This window comes from Komagataeibacter kakiaceti JCM 25156 (genome assembly GCF_000613305.1).
Window position 1 is genome coordinate 1 of record NZ_BAIO01000604.1, and the last position, 1265, is coordinate 1265.

Annotated in this window: 1 protein-coding gene and 1 pseudogene; both read right to left on the minus strand. The window is 67.5% G+C overall.

The genetic code is table 11. From position 1 onward, the window contains the following. Positions 1–530 (minus strand): annotated as a pseudogene (locus JCM25156_RS31610) (DNA helicase); the annotation flags it as partial. Next, complete coding sequence (locus JCM25156_RS31615) at positions 530–1075, minus strand: AAA family ATPase (protein WP_242402732.1); 546 nt, start codon at positions 1073–1075, stop codon at positions 530–532. The pseudogene JCM25156_RS31610 and the gene JCM25156_RS31615, both read right to left, overlap by 1 nt. Positions 1076–1265: the final 190 nt, after the last annotated feature.

Consider the following 1265-nt stretch of genomic DNA (forward strand, 5'->3'; position numbering starts at 1 on the left):
CCCATATCCGCCCCGGGGCGCAGGATGGGCACCGCCGCTTCCTCCCCCGTCAGCGTGCGCAGGATCACGTCATGGACCGGAAGCTCCGTGCGCCACCCCGCCACTTTCGACGTGGCGGGAAAGGCATGGCGCAGCATGGCGGGCCGGATGTCAACAACCTCGGCTTCCTCATTGGTGGCGATGGCCACGCGCCGCCCGTCCGCGTCCATGACCGGGGCGCGGGCGATGACCCGCTCCCCCGCCACGAAGGGCGTGGGCGTATCCCCGCCATGCACCCACTGGCGCACCATGCGGTTTACCGCCTCGACCCGCGCATTGGTCCAGCACAGATAGCGGAAGGCATCACTATCCGCGCGGAATTCATCCGATGTGAAGGCCCGGTGCATCCACTCATCGGGCGTACGGGGCACGAACAGTCCCGCGCCGTCATGGTGGTTGGCCCGGCACCACGACCAGTCCAGCGGGCCGCCCTGACTTTCGCGGATGGTGGTCGCGGCGGCAATCAGCGGGTTATCGGCAGCCTGCCGCACTACCGTCTGCAGGTGCGAGGCCGAGCGGATGGCGAAGGATGGCTGATCGCCTCGCCCACCGGGGGAAGCTGCGCCGGGTCGCCCACGAACAGCACGAAACGGTCGGGCACAAGGTCGCGCACCCAGCGCATGAGTTCGGAACCGACCATGCTGCATTCATCAATAATGATGACATCCGCCGTAATCGGCTCGGGCCGGTCAGCGCGTTGCAGCACCTCGCGCCCGTCCTGCGCGCCGGGCTGGAGTGAGAGCACGTTATGAATGGTCCGGCACGGAGCCAGATTACCCACGCGCGCGCGCAGTACGGCAGTGGCCTTGTGGGTGGCGGCGGTGAACACGACTTCCGCCCCGCTTTTGCGCAGCGCACGGGCGACCTGCTGCATGAGCGTGGTCTTGCCTGTGCCCGCATAGCCGGTCAGCAGGTGCGTGGCCGAGACCCCACGCGCGGCCAGAATCTCATTCAGCGCGCGTTCCTGGCACGCGGTCAGGATGGTGCGTGACATGGGGGCGGGCTGTAAGGCATGGAGTGGGTCGGGTTCCTTCATGCAGGCGGCGGAAGCGGGAAAGTAATAGGACGCGCCAAGGCGGGCGGCCAGAAAAAACGCAACCCCGCGCTATCAGACGGATCATGTCGTAGCCCGATTCAGGCGCGGCGCTGGCCGCCCACCCAGACTTCCCGCACCATGAGATCACGCCCCATGACCACAAAATCCGCCCGCCGGCCGGGCAGCAGCA

Bases quoted from the DNA above. Each gene is read 5' to 3' on its own strand.
- JCM25156_RS31615 (WP_242402732.1), bottom strand. From the start codon at position 1,075: ATGAAGGAACCCGACCCACTCCATGCCTTACAGCCCGCCCCCATGTCA.